The 23,314-nt window shown below is 71.8% G+C and carries 26 protein-coding genes and 1 tRNA gene; 18 read left to right on the top strand and 9 right to left on the bottom strand.

Going from position 1 to position 23,314, the window contains the following annotated elements:
• Position 1 precedes the first annotated feature (1 nt).
• Positions 2–514: a sigma-70 family RNA polymerase sigma factor gene (locus ACOJV9_RS10890; protein WP_420185237.1), complete on the top strand. Its 513-nt coding sequence runs from the start codon at positions 2–4 to the stop codon at positions 512–514.
• Positions 511–1,212 carry an anti-sigma factor family protein gene (locus ACOJV9_RS10885; protein ID WP_420185236.1) on the top strand — a complete coding sequence of 234 codons (702 nt, stop codon included), beginning with the start codon at positions 511–513 and terminating at the stop codon, positions 1,210–1,212. The genes ACOJV9_RS10890 and ACOJV9_RS10885 overlap by 4 nt, the downstream gene beginning before the upstream one ends.
• Before the next feature lie 26 nt (positions 1,213–1,238).
• On the opposite strand, the gene ACOJV9_RS10880 is transcribed toward ACOJV9_RS10885, so the two are convergent.
• Positions 1,239–1,637: a hypothetical protein gene (locus ACOJV9_RS10880; RefSeq protein WP_420185235.1), complete on the bottom strand. Its 399-nt coding sequence runs from the start codon at positions 1,635–1,637 to the stop codon at positions 1,239–1,241.
• Positions 1,638–1,810: 173 nt separating this feature from the next.
• Here ACOJV9_RS10880 and ACOJV9_RS10875 point away from each other — a divergent pair, with 173 nt between their 5' ends.
• The 9 genes from ACOJV9_RS10875 to ACOJV9_RS10835 are packed head-to-tail and all read left to right on the top strand — an operon-like array spanning position 1,811 to position 10,798.
• Complete coding sequence (locus ACOJV9_RS10875) at positions 1,811–2,809, top strand: zinc-dependent alcohol dehydrogenase (RefSeq protein WP_420185234.1); 999 nt, start codon at positions 1,811–1,813, stop codon at positions 2,807–2,809.
• Positions 2,797–3,195: a 6-pyruvoyl trahydropterin synthase family protein gene (locus tag ACOJV9_RS10870; protein WP_420185233.1), complete on the top strand. Its 399-nt coding sequence runs from the start codon at positions 2,797–2,799 to the stop codon at positions 3,193–3,195. The genes ACOJV9_RS10875 and ACOJV9_RS10870 overlap by 13 nt, the downstream gene beginning before the upstream one ends.
• Positions 3,192–4,259, top strand: a complete 1,068-nt coding sequence (locus ACOJV9_RS10865; RefSeq protein ID WP_420185232.1) for a glycosyltransferase family 4 protein — start codon at positions 3,192–3,194, stop codon at positions 4,257–4,259. Before ACOJV9_RS10870 ends, ACOJV9_RS10865 begins: the two co-directional genes overlap by 4 nt.
• Positions 4,256–5,095, top strand: coding sequence for an SAM-dependent methyltransferase (locus ACOJV9_RS10860; protein ID WP_420185231.1), 840 nt, complete (start codon positions 4,256–4,258; stop codon positions 5,093–5,095). The genes ACOJV9_RS10865 and ACOJV9_RS10860 overlap by 4 nt, the downstream gene beginning before the upstream one ends.
• A gap of 41 nt (positions 5,096–5,136) precedes the next feature.
• On the top strand, positions 5,137–6,141 hold the full coding sequence (locus ACOJV9_RS10855; protein ID WP_420185230.1) for a lysylphosphatidylglycerol synthase domain-containing protein: 1,005 nt from the start codon (positions 5,137–5,139) through the stop codon (positions 6,139–6,141).
• Positions 6,134–6,847, top strand: a complete 714-nt coding sequence (locus ACOJV9_RS10850; RefSeq protein ID WP_420185229.1) for a RibD family protein — start codon at positions 6,134–6,136, stop codon at positions 6,845–6,847. Before ACOJV9_RS10855 ends, ACOJV9_RS10850 begins: the two co-directional genes overlap by 8 nt.
• Complete coding sequence (locus tag ACOJV9_RS10845; protein WP_420185228.1) at positions 6,844–7,512, top strand: GTP cyclohydrolase II; 669 nt, start codon at positions 6,844–6,846, stop codon at positions 7,510–7,512. Before ACOJV9_RS10850 ends, ACOJV9_RS10845 begins: the two co-directional genes overlap by 4 nt.
• 20 nt (positions 7,513–7,532) lie before the next feature.
• Positions 7,533–10,007, top strand: coding sequence for a CDP-alcohol phosphatidyltransferase family protein (locus ACOJV9_RS10840; RefSeq protein WP_420185227.1), 2,475 nt, complete (start codon positions 7,533–7,535; stop codon positions 10,005–10,007).
• Positions 10,004–10,798 carry an SAM-dependent methyltransferase gene (locus ACOJV9_RS10835; protein ID WP_420185226.1) on the top strand — a complete coding sequence of 265 codons (795 nt, stop codon included), beginning with the start codon at positions 10,004–10,006 and terminating at the stop codon, positions 10,796–10,798. Before ACOJV9_RS10840 ends, ACOJV9_RS10835 begins: the two co-directional genes overlap by 4 nt.
• A gap of 42 nt (positions 10,799–10,840) precedes the next feature.
• Here ACOJV9_RS10835 and ACOJV9_RS10830 read toward each other — a convergent pair whose 3' ends face one another.
• The 3 genes from ACOJV9_RS10830 to ACOJV9_RS10820 all read right to left on the bottom strand — a co-directional run bounded on the left by ACOJV9_RS10830 (position 10,841) and on the right by ACOJV9_RS10820 (position 12,029).
• Positions 10,841–11,323 (bottom strand): hypothetical protein, encoded by a 483-nt coding sequence (locus ACOJV9_RS10830; protein ID WP_420185225.1) that lies wholly within the window; start codon positions 11,321–11,323, stop codon positions 10,841–10,843.
• Between the two features lie 183 nt (positions 11,324–11,506).
• The gene (locus ACOJV9_RS10825; protein ID WP_420185224.1) at positions 11,507–11,896 is read right to left on the bottom strand and encodes a hypothetical protein; all 390 of its coding nucleotides are present in this window, start codon (positions 11,894–11,896) and stop codon (positions 11,507–11,509) included.
• Positions 11,897–11,955: 59 nt separating this feature from the next.
• Positions 11,956–12,029: transfer RNA gene (locus ACOJV9_RS10820), tRNA-Gly, on the bottom strand.
• 139 nt (positions 12,030–12,168) lie between these two features.
• Between ACOJV9_RS10820 and dcd the strand changes: the two genes are divergently transcribed.
• From dcd to ACOJV9_RS10805, 3 genes are read left to right on the top strand one after another with little or no spacing between them, the layout of a single operon-like run.
• Positions 12,169–12,744, top strand: coding sequence for a dCTP deaminase (dcd, locus tag ACOJV9_RS10815; RefSeq protein ID WP_420185223.1), 576 nt, complete (start codon positions 12,169–12,171; stop codon positions 12,742–12,744).
• Between the two features lie 5 nt (positions 12,745–12,749).
• Entirely contained in the window at positions 12,750–13,088 is a 339-nt protein-coding gene (gene cutA, locus ACOJV9_RS10810; protein WP_420185222.1) for a divalent-cation tolerance protein CutA, read from the top strand.
• A complete protein-coding gene (locus ACOJV9_RS10805) occupies positions 13,085–13,738 on the top strand; it encodes an alpha/beta hydrolase (protein ID WP_420185221.1) in 654 nt (217 codons plus the stop codon). The genes cutA and ACOJV9_RS10805 overlap by 4 nt, the downstream gene beginning before the upstream one ends.
• Before the next feature lie 46 nt (positions 13,739–13,784).
• Here the strand turns inward: ACOJV9_RS10805 and ACOJV9_RS10800 are convergent, their stop codons facing one another.
• The 4 genes from ACOJV9_RS10800 to ACOJV9_RS10785 form a co-directional block, all read right to left on the bottom strand.
• A complete protein-coding gene (locus ACOJV9_RS10800; RefSeq protein ID WP_420185220.1) occupies positions 13,785–15,194 on the bottom strand; it encodes an MFS transporter in 1,410 nt (469 codons plus the stop codon).
• A 109-nt stretch (positions 15,195–15,303) separates the two neighbouring features.
• The gene (locus tag ACOJV9_RS10795) at positions 15,304–16,737 is read right to left on the bottom strand and encodes an ABC transporter substrate-binding protein (RefSeq protein ID WP_420185219.1); all 1,434 of its coding nucleotides are present in this window, start codon (positions 16,735–16,737) and stop codon (positions 15,304–15,306) included.
• A 15-nt stretch (positions 16,738–16,752) separates the two neighbouring features.
• Positions 16,753–17,637 (bottom strand): carbohydrate ABC transporter permease, encoded by an 885-nt coding sequence (locus ACOJV9_RS10790; protein ID WP_420185218.1) that lies wholly within the window; start codon positions 17,635–17,637, stop codon positions 16,753–16,755.
• Entirely contained in the window at positions 17,634–18,611 is a 978-nt protein-coding gene (locus tag ACOJV9_RS10785; protein ID WP_420185217.1) for a carbohydrate ABC transporter permease, read from the bottom strand. Before ACOJV9_RS10785 ends, ACOJV9_RS10790 begins: the two co-directional genes overlap by 4 nt.
• Positions 18,612–18,795: 184 nt before the next feature.
• Here ACOJV9_RS10785 and ACOJV9_RS10780 point away from each other — a divergent pair, with 184 nt between their 5' ends.
• From ACOJV9_RS10780 to ACOJV9_RS10765, 4 genes are all read left to right on the top strand, one after another.
• Positions 18,796–19,926 carry an ABC transporter ATP-binding protein gene (locus tag ACOJV9_RS10780; RefSeq protein ID WP_420185216.1) on the top strand — a complete coding sequence of 377 codons (1,131 nt, stop codon included), beginning with the start codon at positions 18,796–18,798 and terminating at the stop codon, positions 19,924–19,926.
• Complete coding sequence (locus ACOJV9_RS10775; protein ID WP_420185215.1) at positions 19,923–20,570, top strand: ABC transporter permease; 648 nt, start codon at positions 19,923–19,925, stop codon at positions 20,568–20,570. Before ACOJV9_RS10780 ends, ACOJV9_RS10775 begins: the two co-directional genes overlap by 4 nt.
• Complete coding sequence (locus tag ACOJV9_RS10770) at positions 20,567–21,388, top strand: ABC transporter permease (protein WP_420185214.1); 822 nt, start codon at positions 20,567–20,569, stop codon at positions 21,386–21,388. The genes ACOJV9_RS10775 and ACOJV9_RS10770 overlap by 4 nt, the downstream gene beginning before the upstream one ends.
• 99 nt (positions 21,389–21,487) lie before the next feature.
• Positions 21,488–22,405, top strand: coding sequence for an ABC transporter substrate-binding protein (locus tag ACOJV9_RS10765; protein ID WP_420185213.1), 918 nt, complete (start codon positions 21,488–21,490; stop codon positions 22,403–22,405).
• Positions 22,406–22,578: 173 nt separating this feature from the next.
• Here ACOJV9_RS10765 and ACOJV9_RS10760 read toward each other — a convergent pair.
• On the bottom strand, positions 22,579–23,314 hold a 736-nt coding region (locus tag ACOJV9_RS10760), incomplete at its 5' end, for an HNH endonuclease signature motif containing protein (protein WP_420185212.1).

Raw genomic sequence — 23,314 nt, 5'->3', positions numbered from 1 at the left:
TATGCCGGACAGCGCCACCATGCTGATGAAGCAGCTGCACGACGAGCATGCGGCTGCCCTGTGGGGATACTGCCTGAGCCTCACCGGGCGCGACCACGCGCGGGCGCAGGACGTCGTTCAGGAGACCCTCCTGCGGGCGTGGCGCAACCACGACCGACTGCAGGAGGGACGCGGGTCCGTGCGGGCCTGGCTGTTCACCGTGGCGCGCAACATCGTCATCGACGACTGGCGGGCCAAGCGCACGCAGAGCGAGGTCTCGGTCGCCGAGGTGCCGGAGGGCCGGAACCCCAACGACCACACCGACCAGCTGCTGCTGTCGTGGGTGGTGGCGGACGCCATGCTCGCGCTGTCGCCGGAACACCGGGCGGTGCTCGTGGAGTGCTACTTTCGGGGGGCATCGGTCTCCGAGGCGGCCCATCGACTGGGGATCCCGGACGGCACCGTGAAGTCGCGCACGCACTACGCGCTGCGGGCACTGCGTCTGTCGCTGCAGGAGATGGGGGTCGGGGCATGAGCTGCGAGTTCGCGCACCACGACGGCTCCTACGTGCTCGGCGCCCTGGCTCCGAGCGAGCGACTCGAGTTCGAGCGGCACATGACGCGGTGCGACGACTGCAGCCGGTCGGTCCGCGAGCTGGCCGGCCTGCCCGGGCTCCTGTCGCAGGTCGACGCGGCCGACCTCGACGCGACCGCAGCACCCCCCCTGCCGAGCACCATCCTTCCCGCCCTCGTCCGCGACGTGCGGACGTCCCAACGCCGTCGCACCACGATCGTCGCCGGTGTGGCCGCGGCCGTGGCGGCGGTGGCGGTCGGGTCGGCGGCCCTGACCGCCGACGTGCTGCGGCGACCGGAGGTGACGGCCGGGCCGACCCCGACGTCGGTGACCAGCACCGTCCCTGCCAGGGCCATGGATGCCGTCGGAGCCACGCCGGTCCGGGCCGACGTCCGGGTCGCGGGCGTGAGCTGGGGCACCAAGCTCGACATGACCTGCACCTACGAGCAGGTGGAGGAGGGCTACGAAGCCTCGCCCGATGCGGTCTACGCCCTCGTCGTGCGGACGACGGACGGCCGTACGGAGCAGGTCGCCACGTGGAAGGGGCTCCCGGGCCGGACGATGCGCGTGTCCGGCGCGACGGCGACCAACCGCCAGGACATCGACACGGTGGAGCTGCGCACCGCCGGCGGGATCCTGGTCCTCCAGCTCACCGTCTGAGGCCCGCGCGGGCAGGGCCTCACCGGTCAGCGGGCGCGAGCCATGCCCTTCGGTGCCCGCGAGGTGCGCGGGTGGCCGGCCAGCCCGGCGCGCAGGAGCACCAGCCCGCCGATGATGCAGACGACCTCCGAGACGGCGGCCGTGAGCACCCAGCCACCGGTCCACTGCTCGTTGACGCCGAACAGCCCGACGGTCGTCGAGAGCACGAACGCACCCAGGGTGCTCGCACCGAACCCGGTGACGAGGAAGGCCGGCATCCAGTGCCACCACCGCACGAGCAGCACGGCGATGACCGCCCCGGCGACGGCGTTGAGCAGGAAGGCGGGGCCGATCACCTCGATGTCCCGGTAGCCGTCGAACCACAGGACAAGGTGTACCGCCGCCGAGACGAGGGCGGCCAGAGCCGTCACGATGCGCACCCACATGGGGATCTCCTCCGATCCATGGGGCGACACGGTCACGGCGGCGGTATGCCGTCATGGCGCCGCAGCGCGGCCGTCGCCCGCCTTCCCCATCACGGTGCGGACGGCCCGATGGTTCAGGCCGTTGAACCACGTGCGCGCGCTGCTCGTGTGTCAGTCGTGCGAGAGGTCCGTGGGTGACGGTGTCCGCCCGAGCGTTCTGGCTGCGTGAGCCGGGCGCGGGCGAGATCAGGTCGGTCGAGCTGAGGGACCCGGGGCCGGGTGAGGTGCTCGTGCGGACCCTGCGGTCGGCCGTCAGCCGGGGGACGGAGACCCTCGTCTTCCGGGGCGAGGTCCCGGTCGAGCAGTACGCCGCGATGCGGGCTCCCTTCCAGGAGGGCACGTTCCCGGGTCCGGTGAAGTACGGCTACCTCAGCGTCGGGGTGGTCGAGGGAGGGCCCGCCGAGCTGGTGGGACGCACGGTGTTCTGCCTGCATCCGCACCAGACGGCCTACGTGGTCGGTCGGGACGCGGTCGTGCCGGTGCCCGCGGGCGTGCCCGTGGACCGGGCGGTGCTCGCCGGGACGGTCGAGACCGCCGTGAACGCGCTGTGGGACGCTGCGCCGCGCGTCGGAGATCGCGTCGCCGTCGTCGGTGGCGGGATGGTCGGCCTGTGCGTCGCCCGCCTGCTCGTCGGCATCCCCGGGGCGGAGGTGACCGTGGTCGACGTCGACGAGGCACGCGCCGAGGTGGCCCACGCTCTCGGCGCCGACTTCGCGCTGCCCGCCGATGCTCCCCGGGGACGGGACCTCGTCGTCCACGCCAGCGCGTCGTCGGCCGGGCTGCAGCACTCGCTCGACCTGCTCGCGGACGAGGGGACCGTGCTGGACCTCAGCTGGTACGGCGACGCCACGGTGACCCTGAGCCTGGGTGGGCGGTTCCACTCCGGGCGGCTCGCCATCCGGTCCAGCCAGGTCGGCATGGTCTCGCCGTCGCGTCGGACGAGCAGGTCGACGGCCGACCGCCTCACCCTCGCGCTCGAGCTGCTCCGTGACCCGGCGTTCGACGTGCTCGTCAGCGGCAGCTCACCCTTCGACGACCTCCCGGACCTGCTGCGGACTCTGGCTGACGGCAGCCGGGCGGCGCTCTGCCACACCATCACCTATGACCAGGAGGTCGGTGGATGTTCAGCGTGACCGTGCGCGACCACATGATGATCGCCCACAGCCTGCCGGGAGAGGTGTTCGGTCCGGCCCAGCGGCTGCACGGGGCGACGTACGTCGTCGACCTCACCTTCCGCGCGGCGGCCCTCGACGACGACGGCCTCGTCGTCGACATCGGGCGGGCCGCCGTGGTCCTGGGGGCGGTCATGGGTGAGCTGTCCTACCGCAACCTCGACGACGAGCCCACCCTGACCGACGTCATCACGACGACCGAGCGCCTCGCCCAGGTCGTCGCGGACCGGGTCGCGGACCGGGCGGGGGCCGGGGAGCTCGGCACGGATGTCGCACACGTCGTCGCCATCGCGGTCACGCTGCGGGAGTCGCACGTGGCCTGGGCCTCGTACGAGCGCGCACCATGAGCGCCCTGCACGTCGTCGTGCCCGACGGAGTGGATGACCCGCGGCGACCCAGCGGTGGCAACACCTACGACCGCAGGGTGTGCACCGGCCTGCGGGACCGCGGCTGGGTCGTGCGCCGACGCGAGGTCGCAGGCCCGTGGCCCGGACCCGACCCGGTGTCGCGAGCGGCGCTCCGGAGCACCCTCGCCTCGATCCCCGACGGGGCGGTGGTTCTCCTCGACGGACTCGTGACCTCGGCGGTCCCCGAGGTGGTGGTGCCCGAGGGGAGGCGCCTCAGGCTCGTCGTCCTCGTGCACCTGCCCCTCGGCCACGGGTCCGGGACCCGTGGGGACGGGGCACGGGGCGAGAGGGAGCGGGCCGCGCTCGGGGCTGCGCACCACGTCGTCGCGACCAGCGGGTGGACCCGCGACTGGCTGGTGGACGCCTACTCGCTGAGCCCGTCGCGGGTGAGCGTGGTGGCTCCCGGTGCCGACCCGGCGGCCGTGGTGCAGGGCAGTGCCGGTGGCGGCCGGCTGCTCTGCGTCGGGGCCGTGACGGCCACGAAGGGGCACGACGTGCTCGTCGACGCCCTCGGCGAGCTCGCCGACCTGGACTGGTCCTGCCGGTGCGTGGGGGCGGTGACGGTCGACGGGCCGTTCGCGGACGGCATACGGGCGAAGGCCCTGACCGGTCCGGTCGGCGCGCGGATCGCGATGCCCGGACCGCGTGTGGGTCCTGCCCTGGACGCCGAGTACGCCGCGGCGGATCTCGTCCTGGCTCCGTCGAGGACGGAGACCTATGGCATGACCGTCACCGAGGCCCTGGCGCGCGGGGTGCCCGTGCTGGGCTCGCGTGTCGGTGGGCTCCCCGAGGCGATGGGGACCTCGCCGGAGGGACAAGTGCCCGGACTCCTCGTCCGGGCGGGTGATGCCGGAGCCCTCGCCGGCGCCCTGCGGACGTGGCTCACCGACGCCGGGCTGCGCAACCGGCTCCGCAGCGTGGCGCTGGGGCGGCGGGCCACGTTGAGCGACTGGTCCGAGACGACGGCCGGCCTGGACCGGGTCCTCTCGGAGGTGGCGGCGTGACCGCCGTGGCCGCAGGTGTCACGCCGCAGTGGCTCCGGCTGCGCGAGCCGGCTGACGCCGAGGCGCGCTCCCCGGCCCTGGCCCGGATGCTCGTTCGGGCGCTGGAGGGGCGATCTCCCGTCGCCGTGGTGCACGACCTCGGCTCCGGCACCGGGTCCATGGGTCGGTGGCTGGCGCCGCTGCTCCCCGGCCCCCAGCACTGGGTGCTTCACGACCGGGACAGGGGCCTGCTCGCCGCCGCCGCTGCCGATCCTCCCGCCGCGGCCGCCGACGGGGCTGCCGTCACGGTCGAGACGCGGGAGGGCGACCTCACCCGGCTGCGTGCCGCGGACCTCACCGGTGCCGCCCTGGTCACGGCCTCGGCACTGCTCGACATGCTCACCGCGGAGGAGCTCGAACGCACGGTCCGGTCGTGTGTCGCGGCCGCCTGCCCGGCGCTGCTCACCCTGTCGGTCACCGGTCACGTGCGTCTGACCCCGGCGGAGGACCTCGATACCAGGCTTGAGGCGGCCTTCAACGACCACCAGCGCCGGACGACGGACGGCCGCTCGTTGCTCGGACCGGACGCGGCCGCGGCGGCCGTCGGCCTCTTCACGAACGCCGGGTGGCGCGTGCACGGGCGCCCCAGCCCGTGGCGGCTCGACGCCGCCAGCGCGGACCTCACGGCCGAGTGGCTCGACGGCTGGGTGGGCGCGGCCTGCGAGCAGCGGCCGGAGCTCGCCGCGGGCGGTGCCGACCACCTGGCCCGTCGGCGCGCAGAGCTCGGCCAGGGTCGGCTCAGCGTGGCCGTCGGGCACCTCGACCTGCTGGCCCTGCCGCCGGGGAGCGGCGAATGAACCCCCGCGCCCGGCGGCTCGTGACAGAGGGAGAGACGGGGATGCGACGGGGCACCCGGCGGCGGACGGGCACAGCTCGAGGATCGGAGGCCGACATCGCAACGGCGTGGTGGTCGTGGGCACGCCCCCTGGGCGGCGCTGCGATCCTTGGTGCCGTCACCGTCCAGCTCGGCACCGACGCGTTCGCCGACGCCGTCCGGGCTGTCGACGGCGTCGCTCTCGCCGGCGGCACCGTGGTCGCCGCCGTGGCCACCGCGGCCGGTGCCTGGCGGTGGCGGGTCGTCGCGAGGCAGCTGGGTGTCGAGCTCGACCTGTCGTCGGCGCTCGCGGCCTGCTACCGCGCCCAGTTCCTCAACGCGACCCTTCCGGGTGGCGTGCTCGGGGACGTCCACCGGGGCGTGCGCCACGGCCGCGCCGTCGACGACGTCGGCGGGGGCCTGCGCGGCGTCGTGTGGGAGCGAACCTGCGGCCAGCTCGTCCTCGTCGCCCTCACGGTGGTCGCGCTCCTGGCCGGTGGACCGTTCGGTTCGCTGCCACTGGGCGTCGGCGCGGTGGCCGTCGCCCTGCTGGCGGTGCTCCTCCTCGGAGTCGCACGCCTGGCGCGGCGACGCCGACCGGGTGCGCTGACGCGGATGTCGCAGGTGGCCGCAGCCGATGCCCGAGGGCTGCTGGCCCCCTCCGCGGCCCTGTCCATCATCGGTGCGTCCATCGTGGCCCTGGCGGCCCACGTCGCCACCTTCGCGATCGCCGCGCGCACGGTCGGTGTGCGTATGCCGGTGTCGGACTTCGTGCCCCTCACCCTGCTCGTCCTGCTGGTGGCGGCGGTGCCGCTCAACCTCGCCGGATGGGGACCGCGCGAGGGCGCCGCGGCCTGGGCGTTCGGCGCTGCCGGGGCGAGCTCGAGCCAGGGGTTGGCCGTGGCCGTGGCCTACGGCGTGATCGTCGTCGTCGCGACGCTGCCGGGAGCGGTCCTGCTCCTCGTGGGTCGCTCACGAGGAGCCTCCGCAACGCCGGTCGGGCCGCGGGAGGTGGTCGTCCATGACTGACCTGCCCTACACGGTGCTCAGCTGCGCCATGTCGCTCGACGGCTACCTCGACGATGCGTCCGGCAAGCGGCTGGTGCTGTCGAACGCCGCGGACCTCGACCGGGTGGACGCCGTCCGGGCACGGTGCGACGCCATCCTCGTCGGAGCAGGAACCGTGCGCGCCGACAACCCCAGGCTCCTCGTGCGCGCCGAGCACCGCCGGGCCCGCAGGGTCACCGAGGGGCGCCCGCCGTCGCCCCGCAAGGTGACGGTCACCCGGCACGCGACGTTCGACCCCTCGGCAGCGTTCTTCGCGACGGGCGATAGCGAGCGGCTGGTCTACTGCGCCAGCCGCTCGGTCGCCGGAACCCGTGAACGCCTCGGCGCTGCCGCGACCGTGGTCGACGCGGGGGCCGACCCGTCGATGTGCGTCGTGAGCGAGGACCTCGCGGGCAAAGGCGTGCGCCGGCTCCTCGTCGAGGGGGGCCAGAGCGTGCACACCCAGTTCCTCAGCACCGGTCTGGCCGACGAGCTGCACGTCGTGGTGGCGCCCTTCTTCGTCGGGGACTCCCGGGCGCACCGCGTCGTCGCGGACGGACCGCTGCCGTGGAACCGCAGTCGCAGGGCCTGCCTCGCCGACGTGCGCCGGATCGGGGACGTCGTGCTCCTGCGCTACGCGCTCTCGGACCGTTTCGAGCAGCACGAGCCGACGGAGGAAGGCCCATGAGCACGAGACCACCCACGGCATCGATCCGCACCCAGGTGAGCGTGCCGCTGCGGTTCGCGGACGGCTTCACCGCCGTCGGACGGGTGCTGACCTTCGGCGGCCTCATCGACGGCCGTGAGCACCTCGCCGTCGGGTTGGGGTGCTTCGCCCTCGAGGGCCCGACCGTCGCGGACCCTCTCGCTCCGCTGCCTCTCGTCCGGCTCCACAGCGAGTGCCTCACCGGTGACGTCTTCGGGAGCCAGCGTTGCGACTGCGGCCCGCAGATGAGGGAGGCGGTCGAGCGGATCTCGGAGGTGGGCGGCTACCTCCTCTACCTCAGGCAGGAGGGCCGCGGGATCGGGCTGTACGGCAAGCTCGACGCGTACGCCCTGCAGGACCTCGGCCTCGACACGTACGAGGCCAACGTCGCGCTCGGCTTCCGGAAGGACGCGCGCGACTACACGGTGGCGGCGCAGATGATCCACGCCGTGGGGCTGTCCTGCGTCGCCCTGTTGAGCAACAACCCGGACAAGGCCGAGCAGCTCGGCCGGCACGGGGTCGTCGTCGGTGAGCGCGTGCCCACCGGGGTGCACTGGAGCCCCGCGAACGCGCGCTACCTCGCCACGAAGGCGACCCGCGGCGCCCACACCTTCGAGCTCCTCGACCCCGTCCGGCTCGAAGCCTGATCCGCGAGCCGGTGACACCGATGAGCCGAACGTCCGTGCTGCCGGGAGATCTGAGCAGCGCTTCGTCGCGGTCGGCCACGGCGTCGCTCGCGGGGTCGGTTCCGGCCACGGTGCGGCTGTCCGCTGCGGGCGCGGTGCCGGTCGGGATGACCGGACTGGTCGCGCTCCTCGCGGTGCTCGCCGTGCTGGTGGACATCGGTGCTCTCGGGTGGGTGGTCGGGCTGGGGTGCGGCGGCGTGCTCGTCGGTCTTCTGACGCTGGCGCTGGCGCGCGACGGGCGGGACGCACTGGGCCCGGCGGACACCATCACCCTGGGGCGGGGCCTGATGGCCTGCGCGGTCGCGACACTGACGGTGGAGTCGTTGCTGGGTCAGCACGTCAGCCCGGCCCTCGTCGGCCTGGCCGTCCCCGCTCTGGCCCTGGACGCGGTGGACGGGGTCGTCGCCCGCCGGACGGGCACCGTCTCGGCCGTCGGCGCACGCTTCGACGGTGAGGTCGATGCCTTCCTCATCCTCGTCCTCAGCGCCGCGGTCGCCCCGTCGGTCGGGTGGTGGGTGCTCGCCGGTGGCCTCGCGCGGTATGCGTTCGGCCTGGCCGGGTGGGTCCTGCCCTGGATGCGCGGATCGCTCGCCTTCCGCTACTGGCGCAAGGTGGTGACGGCGACCGTCGGCGTGGTCCTCGCGATCGCTGCCGCAGGAGTCCTGCCGGGGTGGCTGACGGTGACGACGCTCGCCGGGGCGCACGTGCTCCTCGCGGAGTCGTTCGGCCGCGACGTCCGCTCGTTGTGGGCGCGACGCGACCGCACGGAACGGGGGGCCGCCGCGAGCCGCAGGCACCCCGCCCGCCGGAGGCGCTGGGTCCGCGTCCTGACCACCACTGCGGTGACGTCGCTCGTGGTGGCCATCCTGTGGTTCGCGCTGGTGGCGCCGAACCAGCTCGACCGGTTCTCGGCCGTCGGCTTCATCCGCCTCCCCGTCGAGGTCGCCGCGGTGGCGGCCACGGTCATCGTGGTGCCTGCGCGCTGGCGCAGGACGGTGACCGTGATCCTCGGGTCGGTGCTCGGCGCCATCACCCTGCTCAAGGTGCTCGACCTGGCGGCCTTCGCGGTGCTCAGCCGGCCCTTCGACGTCGTGACCGACCGTGGTCTGCTCGGGTCGGGCCTGGCCTTCGTGCGGGACTCCTGGGGGCCGTGGGTCGCCGCCGCCGTCGTCGTCACCACCCTCCTCGTTGCGGTGGGAGCGGTGGTGGGCCCCGCCTGGGCGCTCTCCCGGCTCGCCCGCGCGGTCACCCGGAACCGCTCCCGCGGCGCCCAGGCGGTCCTGGTGCTGACATCGGTGTGGGTCCTCTGCGCGGTCTCCGGGGCCCAGGTCGTCGCAGGCGTGCCGGTCGCACTCAGCGGTGCGGGCCCCTTCGTGGCAGGGAAGGTCGAAGCCGGCGTCACGGCATACCGTGACCGCGAACGGTTCGTGCGGGAGATGAAGGTCGACGCCTTCCGGTCGCCGGCGTCCGCGGACCTGGCCGGTCTCGCGGGCAAGGACGTGGTGGTCGTGTTCGTCGAGAGCTACGGACGCGTGGCCCTGGAGGGGACAGGGTCGGAGCCGGTGAGGGCGCTGCTCGACGCGGGTGCGGACCGGTTGGGCTCGGTCGGCGTGGAGGCACGCAGCGGGTACCTCACGTCCTCGACCTTCGGGGGCAGCAGCTGGCTGGCCCACTCCACCTTCCAGTCGGGACTGAGCGTGAGCGACCAGGTCCGGTACGACCTGCTCCTCGCGACGGACCGCACGACCCTCTCCTCGGCCTTCTCCCGCCAGGGCTGGCGCACGGTCGCCGTGCTGCCGTCGACGCACGGGAACTGGCCCGAGGGACAGGCCTTCTACGGGTTCGACCAGGTCTACGGCCGGGGTGACCTGGGGTATGCCGGGCCGACGTTCGGCTTCTCGGCCGTCCCGGACCAGTTCGCGCTGTCGGCGCTGGCGCGACTGGAGCTCGGGTCCGGCCGAGCCGAGCCGGTGATGGCCGAGGTCGAGCTCACCTCCAGCCACGGGCCGTGGGCGCCGGTGCCGACGATGGTCGACGACGCAGCGCTCGGCGACGGGTCGGTCTTCCGGTCGGTGCACCGTGAGGCGGTCACCTCGGCCGAGCTCTGGGGCGACCGTGCGTCGGTACCCGCGGCATACCGGGCCTCGATCGAGTACTCCCTCGCGAGCGTGCTGTCCTTCGTGGAGCAGCGGGCCGACGACGACCTCGTGGTCGTCGTCCTCGGCGACCACCAGCCCGCGACCATCGTGAGCGGCTTCGGGGGCAACCGTGACGTCCCCATCAGCGTCATCGCGCGCGACCCCCGGGTCCTCGACCAGGTCTCGGCCTGGGGATGGACCGACGGCCTGCGGCCGGGCGAGGGGGCGCCCGTGTGGCCCATGGCCGACTTCCGCGACCGGTTCCTGGGGGCGTTCAGCAGCACGCCCTCGCTCGTCGCGAGCGGAGCTCGGCCGTGACGGTCGACTCATGGTCCCCCCTTGCCCGGTTGCTCTGGCGGACGCGCGAGTCGGCCTTCCCTGCCGGGGAGTTCGTCGGCCAGGAGAGCTTCGTGAGCGCCAGTGAGGTCCGGTGGCTCGCCGGCCGGGCCGGCGTCGGGACGGGGGTGTCCGTCCTCGACCTGTGCTGCGGGGAGGCGGGGCCGGGGATCTTCGTCGCTCGGACCTTCGGGTGCCGCTACCTGGGCGTGGACGCGGATGCGGGCTCCATCGCCCGGGCTCGTGCGCGCGCCGTGGACGAGGGGGTCGATGCGGCCTTCGAGGTGCGCACGGTCCCGCCGGTGCCGAGGGGGGCCTTCGACGTCGTGTTCCTGCTGGAGACCCTGCTCGCGTTCGCGGACAAGCCGGCGCTGGTGCACGAGGTCGCGTCCGCCCTGCCGGTCGGAGGTCGCTTCGCCTTCACGCTCGAGGCCGGCCGCCCCCTCAGTGCGGCAGAACGGGCGGCGATGCCGGGGGCCGACACGGTGTGGCTCACGACCCTCACCGACCTCCGGCGGGCTCTGCGGGGCGCGGGGTTCCGTGTGCGGTCGCTGCGGGACACGAGCCACGCACACCGCCGAGTGGTGGACGGGCTTGTCGCCGCGTATGCCGGGGCTGCGCCCGACATTCGTGCGGCCGCCTCCGGGTCCGCTCTCGTCGTCGACGACCTGCTGACGGCGCACCGTCTCTGGAGCGAATGGCTGCGGACCGGCCGGGTCCGCAAGTTCGCGGTCGTCACCGAGAAGGTGGTCCAGGGCGCGCCGTTGATGTAGTCACGGCCGGGTCCGCACGCGAACCCGGCCGCGCGTTGCGGTTCAGTGCTCGTCGTCGGGCATGGCGACCGCACTGGCGATGTAGGCGGTGGCGTTCGGCTGGATCAGGACGGTGGCCATGTCGCACTTGTCCGGCACCATCAGCATGACGCGGAACTCGGCGTCGCCTCCGGGAACCGACAGCGGTTGTGGTCCGCTGTCGGTGACCCTCAGGCCGTCGCAGTAGAGCACCGCTCGGATGCTCGCGACGGGGTTGTCCTCGCCCCCGTTGCGAGGAATCTGCAGGCCCTCCAGCTCCACGTCCATGCGGCCGCTCTCACGGACACGGACCTCGCCGTCGTCGAGGACCCAGGGCAGCCCGCCCGGGTTGATGCCGTTGATCTGTGGATCCGTGGGCAGGCTGGGGGTGAAGTCGGCGCGGATCAGGTCGTCGCCTCCGCCCCTCGCGAGGGCCGCCGACGGGGTGATGGCCAGCGTGAGGACGGAGACGGCTCCGACCAACGCCGCGCGGGAGTGCAAAGACATGTCGTGACCTCCAGGTTGGGGATGCGGTGGGGACCTGTTCCGAGGTGCTGCCGGCGCGGTGCGCCGGAGGTCCCACAGATGACACGAGCGGGCGGCCTCGATGGATCAATGTCGGGCCACCCGGCTTCGGCCCCGTGGACGCCAGGCTGGCACTGATGCGGCCCGAGGCAGACCTGATCGCGTTCAGGTGGTGGACTCGTTGAGGGGCTCGCCGTCCACGGAGCAACCAGCCCGGTCGAGCAGGGCAGCGGATGCGTCGTCGTTGGCGTGGACGAACCCACGCTCCGTGACGACGGTGAACTGGATCTGCTCGTCCCCAGAGGTCACCGTGACCACATGGAACTCGTCCCCGTTGCCGAACGTCCTCGCCTCCACGCCGTCAGCCAGCGCGGCGGCGTCCCTGATGTTGTAGCCCGCCTTGTCGAGGCAGGAGTTGAGAGTGCTGCCGTCGGCCAACGTCGTGCCGCGAACCAGGGCGACGGAGTCGGGGGCGCCCTCGACACTGCCGGCGCAGCCCGTGAACGACAACACGGCCGCACCTGCCAGGGCGAGGGACGTGAGCGCGCGGCGCATGGCGACAGGCCTTTCGTGGACGTCGGCCCCGGGGTGACCCGAATCATTGAACCTGGTCGTGGAGCCGGTGACGAGAATCGAACTCGCGTGTCCAGCTTGGGAAGCTGGCGCTCTACCATTGAGCTACACCGGCAGGCGCCTCCCCGGGCGGTCGAGCAGGCCCGGGAGGGTGGCGCGGCAGGAAGTCTAACCCGCCGCCCGACCCGTCTCGTGAGGTGACCCGGCCACGTTCGGCAGGCACCCGGCATACGCCCTCGGGTTAGTCTCTCCCCGTGCTGCTGAGTGACAGGGACATCAAGGCCGAGGTCGACGCCGGGCGCGTGGTCCTCGACCCGTGGGACCCCGCGATGATCCAGCCGAGCAGCATCGACGTGCGCCTCGACCGCTACTTCCGGCTGTTCGACAACCACAAGTACCCCTACATCGATCCACGCGAGGACCAGCCCGACCTCACGCGGCTCGTCGAGGTCGAGCCGGACGAGGCGTTCGTGCTGCACCCGGGGGAGTTCGTGCTCGGTTCGATCTACGAGACCGTCACCCTCCCCGACGACGTCGCCGCCCGCGTCGAGGGCAAGTCGAGCCTGGGCCGCCTCGGCCTGCTCACGCACGCGACGGCCGGCTTCGTCGACCCCGGCTTCAGCGGGCACGTCACGCTGGAGCTGAGCAACGTCGCCACCCTGCCGATCAAGCTCTGGCCGGGCATGAAGGTCGGCCAGCTCTGCTTCTTCCGCCTCTCCAGCCCGGTGGACAACCCCTACGGGTCCACCGCGTACGGCTCCCACTACCAGGGCCAGCGGGGCCCGACGGCGAGCCGGTCCTTCAAGAACTTCCACCGCACCAAGGTCTGAGGCCCATGACCAGCGACCACGGCATCCTCGAGGTGCGCATCGCCGCCCCGGCCGAGCACGCGGCGCACATCGCCCAGCTCCTCGTCACGGAACGCCTCGCCGCCTGCGCCCAGGTGCTCCCCGGGATGACGTCGACCTACCGCTGGGACGGCGAGGTCGTCAGCTCCGACGAGCACCTCGTCCTCGCGAAGTCGCACCGCGGCCGCTTCGACCGCATCTGCGAGCGCGTCGGCGAGGTCCACCCCTACGAGACGCCCGAGATCATCGCCGTGCCGGTGATCGACGCCAGTGCCTCGTATGCCGCGTGGCTGCTCGCCGAGATCGGCGGCGGCGAGCCCCTGTGACGGACCCGACTGACCCGACCGACCCGACAAACGACGCGGTCGCGCACGAGCTCAAGGGCAGCACCCCCGCCTCGCCCGAGGCCGTCGTCCTCGTGCTCCACGGTGGCGGCGAGACCGGCTACGGCCCGGTCGAGTGGATGCGGGGACCCGTCCTGCGGATGTGGCCGTTCGCCAAGGCGATCGAGCACCGGGCTGGCGACCGGCTCGCCGTGCTGCGCCTCAAGAACCGCTACTTCGGCTGGAACGGCTCCGACGCAACGCCGTTGGTCGACGCGCGCTGGGCGCTCGACCAGGTCCGGGAGCGGTATGCCGGGTTGCCCGTCGCGCTCGTCGGGCACTCCATGGGTGGCCGGGTCGCCCTGCACCTGGCCGGCGAGCCCGATGTCGCCGCGGTGGCGGGTCTGGCGCCGTGGGTGAACGGCGGGGACCCGGTCCACGGACGCCCCGGCCTCGACGTCCTGCTCATGCACGGCGTGCGCGACCGGATCACCGACCCCAGGCGGAGCAAGGCGCTCGCCGAACGCCTCCGCGCCCAGGGGGCCGACGTGACGTGGCGACCGGTCGACGGTGACGGGCACGCGATGCTCCGCCACCCGCTGACCTGGCACCGCGAGGTCGCCGAGTTCGTCACCGGCTCGCTGCTGACCTGACCTGACCTGAGCTGACCACGCGTGGCGCGCGGGCCTGCGGGAGTCGCTAGAGGGCGTCCTCGAGCACCCGACCCGAGGTCCTGGCGAGGCCGAACCAGCTGACGACCCCGCCGACCGCGAGCAGCCCGGCACAGATGACCATGGCGGCGCGGAAGCCCGACGTCATCGCGGTCGGGTCGAGGTAGTCGTCGCCGGACAGCCCCACGAGCGCCGGGAGCGCGGCGACGGCGAGCAGTGAGCCGGCGCGCGCGACGGCGTTGTTCACGCCACTGGCGACGCCGGCATACCGGTCGGGTGCAGCGGCGAGCACGGTCGAGGTGAGCGGGGAGACGAGCAGCGCCAGCCCGAGCGAGAACACGACCAGTCCCGGCAGGACCGTCCACCACGTCGCGCCCCGCCCGGCGGGCAGGAGCAGCAGCACCCCGACGGCGCAGACCAGCGGGCCGAGGGCCATCGGGATGCGCGGCCCGATCCGCTCCGAGAGCTGGGAGGCGCGCGACGACAGGAACATCAGCGCGATCGTCGTCGGCAGGCCGGTGAGCCCGGCCGACAACGCGGACCAGCCGGCCGAGACCTGGAGCTGCAGGACGAGGATGAAGAAGACGACGCCGAGCGCTCCGTAGACCACGAGGGTCATCGCGTTGGCCGCCGAGAACACCCGGTCGCGGAAGAGCGCCAGCTGCACCAGTGGTGTCCGGGCGCGTGACTCCACCACGACGAAGCCGACCGCCGCCAGGATCGCCACGACGGACACGAGCACGAGCAGCCCGAGGCTCATCGTCGACGACGCCGTGAGGGCATAGGTCAGCGCGCCCAGCGACAGGACGGTGAGCCCGCCGCCGAGGACGTCGAACCCGCGGCCGGTCGCCTCGGTGTCGCGGCTCTCCGGCGTGGCCCACAGCGTCATCGCGATGACGGCCAGGCACAGGGGCACGTTGATCCCGAAGATCCAGCGCCAGCCACCGTTGTCGACGAGCCACCCGCCGACGAACGGGCCGATCGCGGCGGAGATACCGGACAGCCCGGCCCACGTCCCGATCGCCGCCGCCCGGTCCTCGCGGGCGAAGACCGACTGGATGATCGCCAGGCCCCCGGGGGTGAGCAGGGCGGCGCCGATGCCCTGCAGGACCCGGGTCGCGACGAGCTGACCCGGCGTCTGGGCGACGGCGCACAGGACGCTGGCGACGAGGAACCAGCCCATGCCCCAGAGGTAGACGCGCCGGCGGCCGAGCCGGTCACCGAGGGCGCCGCCCACCAGGACGAGCGAGGCGAGCGCCAGCATGTAGCCGTTGATCACCCACTGGAGCTGCTGGAGCGAGGCGTCCAGCTCGGTGCCGATGGTGCGCAGGGCGACGTTGACGACGGACCCGTCGAGGATCGCGATCCCGGACCCGAGGGTGACGGCGGTGAGGGTGAGGCGACCACGCTGCGAGTCGCGGGTGAGGAGTTCGGTCACCGGCCCATTCTGACCCCGGGTGCCGCGAACACCCGCGGTATACCGAGAACGCCCCCTCGGGACCGGTGTGGTCTCGAGGGGGCGCCGTCGGTGAAGGGTGGCCGGGGGGTCAGCCCACCGAGTCGTTGTACTGCGTGATCTGCGCGCTCAGCGACTCCGCGGCCTTGGTCATGGCCTGCTGCGGGTCGGTGCCGTTGAGGGCGGCCTCGAGACCGTCCTCGGAGGCCTTGCGGGCCTGCGGCATGACGCCGAGGAGGCAGCCCTGCGTCGCCTTGCTCAGCTTGGTGTTCTCGAGCTGGTTCACAGCCACGTCGAACAGCGGGTTGGCCTTGCGGTAGGTGACGTCCTCGGGCTCCTCGAGGGCGCCCTTGCTGATCGGGAAGTAGCCGGTGCCGATGTGCCACTGGGCCTGGCTCTTGGGGTCGGCGAGGAACTTCACGAACTGCCACGCCGCTTCCTTGTTGGCGTCCTCGTGGTTCTCACCGTTGATCCACAGCGAGGCGCCGCCGATGATCGGGCCGCCCTCGGTACCGGCCTTGATCTGCGGGTAGTTGGCAGCGCCGAGCTCCCAGCCGCCCTCCTTGGCCGCCTTGCTGAAGCCGCCGAGCTGGCCGGTCGACTCGAGCGTGATCGCGAGCTGGCCGGACTTGAACGCGGCCTGGGCGGCCTTGGTGTCGCGACCGGTGTTGGCGGCGAAGCCGTCCTTGACCATGCCCTGCCACCACTTGACGACCTCGACGGCCTCGGGCTGGTCGAAGAGGACCTTGGTGGCCTTGCCGTCGCGGCCGTTGCCCTGGTCGCAGTACTCCTTGCCGTCCGTGGCGATGAACTGCTCGAGCAGCCACCCGTAGATCGCGGCGCCGAAGCCGTAGTCGGCCGGGCCACCACCCTTCTTGGCGAGCTTCTCCGCGGCGGTGCGGATCGCGGCGAGGTCCTGCGGCGGCTTCTCCGGGTCGAGGCCGGCCTTCTTGAAGAGGCTCTTGTTGTAGTAGAGCACCGGCATCGAGGTGTTGAACGGCATCGAGTTCAGCTTGTCGTCGATGCTGTAGTAGCCGGTGATGTTGGGCTGGAGGTCGGACACGTCGACCTTGTCGCGGTCGATGAACGCCTGCATCGGGATGGTCTGCTTGGCGTCGATCATGAAGCGGGTGCCGATGTCGTAGATCTGGATGACGTCGGGCGTCGACTTGCTCTGGATCGCCGCCTTGTACTTGGTGATCGCGTCGTCGTACTTGCCGGCATAGGTCGCCTTGACCTCGATCTTGCCGGTGTTCTTGCTGTTGAAGTCGCTGACGAGCTTGGTCAGCGCCTCGGCGTTGGTGCCGTCCATGGCGTGCCAGAACGCGACCGTCGTGACCCCGCTGGCCTTGTCGAGGACGTCGGCTGCCGGCGCCCCGCTGCTCGCGCCCTCGCCGTCCCCCGTGCTGCCGTCGCCCGTGCCACCGCCGCCGCAGGCGGCCAGGAACAGCGACGCGGACACGATCCCGGCGGGGACGGCATACCTCAGTCGGCGCGAGTGGGCGCCCTTGTTCGTGGTCTTCACGTCGAACTCCTTCAACTACTTGACGGCGCCCGTGGTGAGCCCACGAACGATGAATCGCTGCCCGAAGATGACGAGCAGAAGGGTCGGGAACAGGGCGAGCATGACGCCCGCGAGAACCATGCCGGGGGAGTCGGAGTCCGAGCTCTGCAGCTGGCTGATGCCGATCTGGATGGTCTGGTGCTTCGGGTCCTCGGTGGCGAGCAGCGGCCAGAAGTACATGTTCCAGGCCGACAGCGCGGACCAGATGCCGAGCGCGGCGAGGCTGGGACGGCTGAGCGGCAGCAGGATCGAGAAGAGGAACCGGACGTGCCCCGCCCCGTCGACCCGGGCCGCGTCACGCAGCTCCATCGGGAACGAGAGGAAGGACTGGCGCAGCAGGAAGGTGCCGAAGCCGGTCGCGAGGAACGGCAGGGTCAGCCCGGCGATGGTGTCCTTGAGCCCCCACTGCGAGATGAGCAGGTAGTTGGGGATGATGATCGACTCGAACGGGATCATCATCGTCGAGAGGAACACCGCGAACCAGAACCCGCGCCAGCGCAGGTTGAGGAAGACGAACGCGTAGGCCGCGAGGGCGCTCGTGACCATCTGCCCGAGCGTGATGCCCAGGGTCTGCAGAACGCTCGTGAGGTACTGGTTGCCGAGCGGGATGATGTCGAGGGCCTTGGAGTAGTTCTCGGGGTGGACGCCGTTCTTGGGGTAGAGCGCCGGCGGGAAGCTGTTGGTGTCGCGCTCGCCCATGAGCGAGCCGACGAGCCCGTAGTAGACCGGGAACAGCACGATGAGGAACAGCACCCCGAGGATGAGGTAGGTCCCGATGTTGCTCTTGCGCCTCGCGGGGCGTCGCTTCCTGGGCTCGGCCGCCCTCGGTGCGGCGACCGGCTCCTTCGTCGCCGTGGTCACCGGTAGAACACCCGCCTCTCGAGGACGCCGAACTGCAGCGCGGTGATGATGAGCACGATGATGAGCAGGACCATCGCCTGCGCCGATGCGTAGCCGTAGTTGCTGTTGTTGTTGGCGAACGCCTGCTCGTAGATCGAGTACACGAGGGTCGTCGTGCGGTCCTCGGGACCACCCACGGTGAGGATCTTGATCTGACCGAAGCTCTGCAGCGAGTGGATCGTGCCGACGACGACGAGGAAGAACAGCTGCGGTGTCAGCAGTGGCATGACGATCGAGCGCTGCAGCCGCAGACCCGACGCCCCGTCGAGGCGGGCCGCCTCGAGCACGTCCTCGGGCAGGGCGCCGAGGCCCGCGGAGAGGACGAGCAGGTTGTAGCCGATCTGCATCCACACGGTCGCACCCGAGACCGACCACAGCGCGAGGTCGGGGTTGGTCAGCCAGTTGACCTTGTCGACGCCGAAGGTGTTGAGGATCCCGTTGAGGACCCCTGACGCCGGGTTGAACAGGACCCCGAAGATCACCGAGGCCGTCGCCACCGAGAAGGCGAACGGCAGGGCGAACGCGGTCCGGAAGAACTTCACCCCCCGGATCCGGGACTGCAGGAGCAGCGCGATGAGCAGGGCGATGGCGATGCTGGGGATGACGGTGAGGATCGTGAACGCGAAGGTCACCCACAGCACCTGCAGGAAGTCGGGGTCGCTGAACAGCCGGGTGTAGTTGACGAAGCCGACGAACCCGCTCGGGTTGCCGAGGATGTCGGTGCCCTGCACGGACAGGAGGATCGACTTCACCAGCGGCCAGAAGATGAAGACCCCGAAGATGACCAGCGCCGGCAGCAGGTAGAGGACGGCGACGAAGGGCTCGCGCCGCGCCTCCCGGCCCGCCGGGGTGGGTGCGGGGGTGCTCTGGCGCTCGCCGGAGTCGCCTCCCGGTCCGTGCTCCGAGAGCACCGTCTCGCCGGACGTCGTCGTCACGTGTCCCCCCGTCCTCGTCGTTGCGGTGTCGCGTCATGCTAGGCCGGTTTGTCCATCAACTGTCCACCTGCGCGCAACCTCCGTGGCTTCTCTTCGGTCACGTTTCCCCGGCCCGAACAGCACGTATGCCGTCCTCCCCGGTTAGTTTGGACGACGTCATCACCCGCTCGGGAGGAACTGCGCAATGATCCGGTTCGACGACGTGACGAAGCAGTACCCCGACGGGACGGTGGCAGTCGACCACCTGACCCTCACGGCTCCCGCGGGCAAGATCACCGTCCTCGTCGGTCCCTCCGGGTGCGGCAAGACCACGTCGCTGCGCATGGTCAACCGGATGATCGAGCCGACGAGCGGCACGATCACCCTCGACGGGCAGGACACCGGGTCCATGGACGAGGCGGAGCTGCGGCGGGGCATCGGCTACGTCATCCAGCACGCCGGGCTCTTCCCGCACCGGACCGTCCTCGACAACGTCGGCACGGTGCCGCGCCTCCTCGGCTGGGACAAGAAGAAGACGCGGGACCGGTCGCGAGAGCTTCTGGAGCGGGTGGGCCTGGCTCCCGAGCTCGCCGACCGCTACCCCACCCAGCTCTCGGGAGGGCAGCAGCAGCGGGTCGGGGTCGCCCGGGCGCTCGCGGCCGACCCGCCGGTCATGCTCATGGACGAGCCCTTCAGCGCCGTCGACCCGGTCGTGCGCGACCAGCTGCAGGACGTGTTCCTCGACCTCCAGTCCGAGCTCGGCAAGACCATCGTGTTCGTCACCCACGACATCGACGAGGCGATCAAGCTCGGTGACCAGGTGGCGGTGCTCCGGGTCGGGGGCAAGCTGGCCCAGATGTCCGACCCCGCCTACCTGCTCGCGCACCCGGTGGACGACTTCGTCGCGGACTTCGTCGGGCGCGACCGCGGCTACCGGTCCCTCCAGTTCCAGCCGTCGCCCACGCTGCCGCTGCGCTCCGAGCGCACCCTCGTCGTCGGGGAGTCGACGAGGGGGGTGGGCGAGCCCTGGGTGCTCGTCGTGGACGACGCCCGCCACCCCCTGGGCTGGGTGGAGCCCTCGCGGGTCGACGGCGAGGTCACGTCCGCGGCGCTGCACCGAGGCGGGACCGTCGCGCGCGCGTCGGGCTCGCTGCGCGGGGTGCTCGATGCGGCCCTGTCGTCGCCGTCACGGCGTGGTGTCGTGGTCGACGACTCCGGCGCCCTGGTGGGCACGGTGCTGGCGCACGAGGTGCTCTCGCTCATCGAGTCCGCCGACCGCCCGGACGTGGACCAGCCGAATGCCCACGCCGAGCGCCTCGTCGAGGACTCGGCATGACCTGGGTCAACGACCACTGGGGCGAGATCTTCACCCTCGCTCGCAGCCACGTCTGGCTCGCCGGGGTGCCGCTCCTGCTGGGGCTGCTCATCGCCCTGCCGCTGGGCTGGGCGGCGCGGCGCTGGTCGCGGCTCTATCCGGTGCTCATCTCCACGTCGGGCCTGCTCTACACGATCCCCAGCCTGGCGCTGTTCGTCATGATGCCGATCCTGCTCGGCACCAAGGTGCTTGACCCCGTCAACGTCGTGGTCGCGATGACGATCTACACCGTCGCCCTCCTCGTGCGGACGGTGGCGGACGGGCTCGGGTCGGTTCCCGACCACGTCCTCCAGGCCGCGCGGGCGATGGGCTACGGCGGGCTCCGTCGCTTCTTCGGGGTGGAGCTGCCGCTCGCGGTGCCCGTCATCGCGGCCGGCCTTCGCGTCGCGGCGGTCAGCAACGTCAGCATCGTGTCGGTGGCCTCGCTCATCGGGGTACCCCAGCTCGGCAACCTGCTCACCGACGGCTACGACCGGTTCATCACGGCCGAGATTCTCGCCGGGATCGTCGCCTGCGTCGTGCTGGCCCTGCTGTTCGACGGCGCGATCCAGGTCGGTCAGCGGATGCTCACCCCGTGGCTGCGCGCGTCAGGAGCCCGGCCGTGATCCCCAGCATCCTCGAGTGGCTCACCTCGGCGCAGACGTGGTCGGGGGACTCCGGTCTCGGCGCCCGCATCGTGCAGCACCTCTGGTACAGCCTGCTCGCGGTGGTGATCGCCGCGGTGTTCGCCATCCCGCTCGGGCTCTGGGTCGGGCACACCGGTCGCGCCAGGTGGTTGGTGACGCTCGCCAACTCGCTGCGAGCCGTGCCCACGCTCGGCCTGCTCTTCGCCGTGGCGCTGTGGCTGGGACCGAAGTTCTCGTCCGAGCTCGCGTTCCTCATCCCGAGCATCGTCGTCCTCGTCGTCCTCGTGATCCCGCCGATCCTCTCCGGTGTGTATGCCGGCGTCGAGGCGGTCGACCCCGCCGCCCGTGACGCGGCCCGTGGGATGGGGATGCGCGGCATGCAGGTGGTGCGCCAGGTCGAGATCCCGAACGCCCTGCCGCTGATGCTGTCCGGGCTCCGGTCGGCGTTCCTCCAGGTCATCGCGACGGCGACGGTCGCGGCATACGTGGGTCTCGGCGGCCTCGGCCGCTACCTCATCGACGGGATCAAGACGGGGGACTACGTGTCGACCGCCGGTGGGGCGATCGTCGTCTCGCTGCTGGCGCTCGTCGTCGACGGGCTGCTTGCGCTGGTCCAGCGCCGTGTGGTCTCTCCGGGCCTCACCGGTGGCAGGGGCGGCCGGGCCCGCCGTGGCCGTGTCCTCCCCGAGGATCTCGAGGCCGCTGACAAAGCCCGCGACCCGGCAACGGATGGGTCACAACGTCCCACTGCCGGAATGTCCGGGGTTGGGGGCAGAGTTGACACCCCCAAGGTCTGATCCCGGGTCCTCCGTGCCCTGGCGCCCGGACCCACCGAGCTCGCACCGCTGCCACGTCGGGCAGCACGTTCCAGAACCGGTCTAACAAAAGGACACCTCATGAAGCGCATGACCTCGGTACTCGCCGTCACCACGGCCGCCATCCTCGGACTGAGCGCCTGTGGCGGCGGCTCGGACCCGCTCGACACCTCCTCGCCCGCCGCCAGTGGCAGCGCGTCCGGTGGCGGCTCGGTCGTCATCGGCTCCGCCGACTTCCCCGAGTCCGAGCTGCTTGCCGAGATCTACGCCGGCGCGCTCAAGGCGAAGGGCATCGAGGCGACGACCAAGCCGCGCATCGGCTCGCGCGAGATCTACCTCAAGGCGCTCGAGGACGGGTCGATCCAGGCCGTGCCCGAGTACACCGGCGCGCTCGGCTTCTTCTACGACAAGGCGTTCGCCGAGACCGACCCGGAGAAGGTCTACACCTCGGTCCAGGAGCTCCTCCCGGAGGAGTTCACGATGCTCGAGAAGTCCGCGGCGGAGGACAACGACTCGATCGTCGTCACCAAGGAGACGGCCGACTCGCAGCAGCTCAAGACCATCGCCGACCTCAAGGGCAAGGCCGGCGAGCTGTCGCTCGGAGCCCCGCCGGAGTTCAAGGCGCGGCCGCAGGGCGTGCCCGGACTGACCAAGACCTACGGCGTGACGTTCGGGTCGTTCCGCGAGCTCACCGGTCAGGCGCTCGTCCAGGCGCTCAAGAACGGCCAGGTCGACGCGGCCAACATCTTCACCACCGACCCGTCGATCGCCGAGAACGGCTTCGTCTCGCTCGAGGACACCGAGAAGCTGTTCGGGTCGCAGAACATCGTGCCGCTCGTCGCCAAGGACCAGTCGGAGCAGATGGCGCCGGCGCTCAACGCCGTGTCTGCAGCGCTCACGACCGAGGTGATCTCCGGGCTGCTCAAGCAGACGGTCACGGACAAGAAGGACGCCAAGGACGTGGCGGCTGAGTTCCTGAAGTCCAACAACCTGGGCTGAGTCGTCTGACGCTCATATGAAGGGGTGCCACGAGCGCGGAATCTCGCGCTTTGGGCGCCCCTTCGTGTTGGCTGGTCCTTCTCGCCCCGGCTGGTGGGTGCAGCCTGCCCCTGCTTTGTTCCAGACACCCTTGTGGCCCCGGCGCCGGGTGGCTGTCGGGGTGTGGGGCGGGGTCATGGTCGGTGCCAGAGGTCGGGGTCGCCGGAGGCCCGGCGCAAGGGCCCGTGACCTAGTGGTGGCGAGGGCGTTGGTTGCTGGTGGGCCCCTTCGCGGCCTTGGCCGGAGTCCAGTCGGGCGAGGGCGGTGTCGTAGGCGCCTCGGGTGCGGTCCCACACCACGTGGGACCGGCCGTCGTTGTCGGCGGCGACCCAGCCGTGGAAGCGCTGCGAGTGCACGGTGGTGTGGTGGCGTTGGCAGAGGAGGGCGGCGTTGGACAGGTCGCTCGGGCCGCCGTCGGCCCAGTGGATGAGGTGGTGCGCGTCGCACCACGAGGCGGGGGCGTCGCATCCGGGGTAGGTGCAGTGCCGGTCGCGCAGCCAGAGCCGCTTGATCTGCGCCGGTGAGAAGTAGCGTTCTGCCCGGCCGAGGTCGACGACCTCGCCATGGCTGCCGAGAACGACCGGGAGGATGGTGGCGTCGCAGGCCCACCGGCGCACGGTCTCGGGGGTGGCGAGCTCCCCGGCGGTCAGGCCGCCGAGGAGGGTTCCGGCGCCGGCCCGGCGCTGCAGGTCCTCCAGCGAGATGGTGACGAACACCTGTGCCTTGGTCGAGGACCAGCTCGAGTCACCGGCCTCCTGGGCGCGGCCCAGGACCGCGACCAGCGCTTCGGCGCGGCGCTGGTCGTGCGGGCGCAGGTCCGCCTCCCCGTCGACCGGCTGCGGCGCGGACAGCGGCCCGATCGCGGCCTCG

Origin of the sequence: Knoellia terrae, from assembly GCF_048606435.1 — a bacterium.
Lineage (GTDB): Bacteria > Actinomycetota > Actinomycetes > Actinomycetales > Dermatophilaceae > Knoellia > Knoellia terrae.
The sequence above is the reverse complement of the archived record's forward strand: the minus strand, read 5'-3'. Positions and strand labels throughout refer to the sequence as shown.